3 protein-coding genes are annotated in these 2,925 nt (G+C 73.0%); 2 read left to right on the forward strand and 1 reads right to left on the reverse strand.

Annotation, left to right across the window (positions count from 1 at the left end):
* Nucleotides 1-257 precede the first annotated feature (257 nt).
* Complete coding sequence (locus ACZ6JY_RS34350; RefSeq protein WP_447041500.1) at nucleotides 258-842, reverse strand: TetR/AcrR family transcriptional regulator; 585 nt, start codon at nucleotides 840-842, stop codon at nucleotides 258-260.
* A gap of 161 nt (nucleotides 843-1,003) precedes the next feature.
* Between ACZ6JY_RS34350 and ACZ6JY_RS34355 the strand changes: the two genes are divergently transcribed.
* On the forward strand, nucleotides 1,004-1,885 hold the full coding sequence (locus ACZ6JY_RS34355; RefSeq protein ID WP_469202349.1) for a phosphatase PAP2 family protein: 882 nt from the start codon (nucleotides 1,004-1,006) through the stop codon (nucleotides 1,883-1,885).
* Entirely contained in the window at nucleotides 1,882-2,793 is a 912-nt protein-coding gene (locus ACZ6JY_RS34360; protein ID WP_469202351.1) for a DMT family transporter, read from the forward strand. The genes ACZ6JY_RS34355 and ACZ6JY_RS34360 overlap by 4 nt, the downstream gene beginning before the upstream one ends.
* Nucleotides 2,794-2,925: the final 132 nt, after the last annotated feature.

The raw sequence follows: 2,925 nt of genomic DNA on the forward strand, positions 1-2,925 counted from the left end.
TCCCACAGGGGAAAAAGTAACAAGGGAAAGAAAGGCATGCCCCGTCGGCGGTAAAGAAAGGGGGAAATCCTCCTAACAGCAACCGTGGGCCGGTCCCCCCAACCCCCCCCCACGGTCCGCCGAACCAGCGGGCCGGCCGGGGCTCCTCGCCGCTCAGGAGGAACCCCGTCCGGCCCGGGGGTGCGCGCCGCCCCCGTCCCCACGGTGCGGCGCGGGCGGACCCGGGTCCCGTCATCCGACAGACCCGGGCCCACGATTCAGGTGAGGCCGAGCGCGGGCAGCACGCAGGCCTCGACGAAACGGGTCAGATACTCCTCGTCGGCGTGTGCGCCCTCGATGACCGGTCTGGCCCGCAGCACGCCGAAGAGCTGCACCGTGACGAACTCCACCGCCGGGTGCCCCGCCGCGATCTCGCCGCGCTCGACGCCCCGCCGGATGATCGCGTCCATGGCCTGGAGCTCCGGCTCGACCAGCGTCTCGCGCAGCGCCCGCTGAAGGTCGACGTCCTGCAGGACCGCGTGGCTGAGCGCCTGGACCAGCATGGTGTCCCGCCCCGACTCCTCGCCCGCGACCCGGGCCGCCGCCCGCAGGTCCCCCGCGAGGCTGCCGGTGTCGATGCCCTGGAAGCGCACACAGCGGTTGGCCCGCAGCGCCGCCGCCACGAACTGCGGCTTGGTCTTCCACTGCCGGTAGAGCGTGGACTTGCTGCACCGGGTGCTCGCGGCCACGCCCTCCATGGTCAGGGACTCGTACCCGCACTGGCGGAGCTGGTCGAGGACGGCGTCGTAGAACTCCTGCTCACGCTCCGGCGTGATCTTCGAGCGGCTCGACGTCGACGTCATGACTCTTCTCCTCGGTACGAGGGCCGAACCGGTGCCATCGGCCCCCATCGATACGCCAGTGTACCGGTACGCCTCCGTATCGGTACACTGGCGTATCGATGAGTGGGGCGATCCCTCGCTCAGGACCGCACCACCCAGTCGTCACGTAAAGGGGCCGGGGGATGAAATCCCGAACCGAGCCTGCCGAACGGGAGCCGGACACAACCGTCCGGGAGCCGGACACATCTGCCCGACCGCCCCTCGTCCGCGAGCTCCTCCTCGTCATAGGACTCTTCCTCGTCTACAAGTTCGGCAGGCAGCTGGCCAACGGACACACCGCCGAGGCCTTCCGCAACGCGCACCACGTGTGGGACGCCGAGCGGACCCTGCGCCTGCCCGGCGAGGGCGCCGTGCAGGATCTCCTGCTGCACGGCGAGCCGCTGATCCACGTCGCGAACACCTACTACGCGACCGTGCACTTCCCGGCGACCCTGCTGTTCCTCGTCTGGCTCTACGCGCGTCGCCCCCGGCACTACGTATGGGCCCGCCGGGCGCTCGCCGCGCTGACCGCCGCCGCGCTCGTCCTGCACCTGGGGTTCCCGCTCGCGCCGCCGCGGATGCTGGGCGCCGCCCACCTCGTGGACACCGCACAGGTGTACGGGCCCTCGGTGTACGCCGCCAAGCCCGCGACGGACACCATGGCCAACCAGTTCGCGGCCATGCCCTCGCTGCACTTCGGCTGGGCCCTGATGGTCGCCGTCGGCATGATCGTCGCGACCTCGACGCGGTGGCGCTGGCTGTGGCTGCTGCATCCGCTCCTGACGCTGCTCGTGGTCGTCGGCACGGCGAACCACTACTGGCTGGACGCGATCATGGCGACCGTCCTGCTCGGCGTCGCGCTCGCGGTGATCCGCCTGCCGCGGCCGGAGCGGTCCCTGGTCGTGCGGCACTCCTCCGGTACGGCGCATGAGCCTGTGGGGCATGAGCCCGCGGCGTACGAGCCTCCGGCGCACGAGGCCGCGGCGGGTGCGCCCGAGCTGATCGCTTCGGGGGCCGGACGGTGAACGCCACGCTTGTCGCGGTCGCGCTCTCCCTCGTCTCGGCCGCCGCGTACGCGGCCGCGGCCGTGGCCCAGGAGCGGCTCGCCGCCCGGGTCACCGAGGGCGAGAGCGGGGCCCTGCGGATGCTCGGCAGCGGCGTCTGGTGGTCCTCGGTCGGGCTCAACGCGGCCGCCGCGCTGCTGCACGTGGCCGCCCTGAAGTACGGCCCGCTCACGCTGGTCCAACCCCTCGGAGCGCTCACCCTGGTCGCCGCCGTGCCCCTCGGCGCGCGCCTCGCGGGGCGCCGGGTCACGCGTCTGGAGTGGCGCGGCACCGGGCTCACGCTCATCGGCCTCGGCGCGCTGCTCCTGACCGCCTCGGGTCCTGCGCCGGACGACACCCTGACCGTGCCGGAGGCGCTGGTGGTGGCCGCCGGGACCATGGTCGCCATCGGGGTGCTCTCGCGGCCCGGCACTCGGCCGGGGCTGCGGCACGCGACCGCGTCGGGCTTCGCGTCCGGCGTCGCGTCGGCGCTCACGCAGACCGTGACGGTCGCCGTCACCGACCGCTCGGGGCCGCTGCTCGGCCCGAAGGTCGTGATCGTGGCACTGCTGGTGGCCGCGTTCGCCGCCGGCGGCCTGCTGCTCTCGCAGACCGCCTACCGCGGCGGCCTCGGCGCCCCGCTCGCCGTGGTGACGCTCTCCAACCCGGTCGCGGCCTCGGTCATCGGGGTGGCGCTGCTCGGGGAACGGCTCCAGGGCGGCGTCGTGGGCATCCTGCTCGCGGTGGCGGGCGCCGCGGTGGCCGCGTACGGGGTGGTCGTGCTCACGCGCTCGCCCCGGGCGGCGGCGGATGTTCCGGTGCCGGAGTACCTGCCGTCGCTCCCGGGCCGGCCGGTGGAACCCGCGGCGCTGCACCTGTCGCGCTCCTGACGGCGTACGAAGCGCCGTGACGAAACGGCGTCGGGGGGAAAACCCGCAAGAGGGGGGGGGGAAAGACACGACCCGCGGGGGGGGGGAGAGCAAAAAAAGAGGGGGGACTGCTTTGGGGTATGGTTTAGGGGC

The organism is Streptomyces sp. NPDC046335 (genome assembly GCF_055587985.1).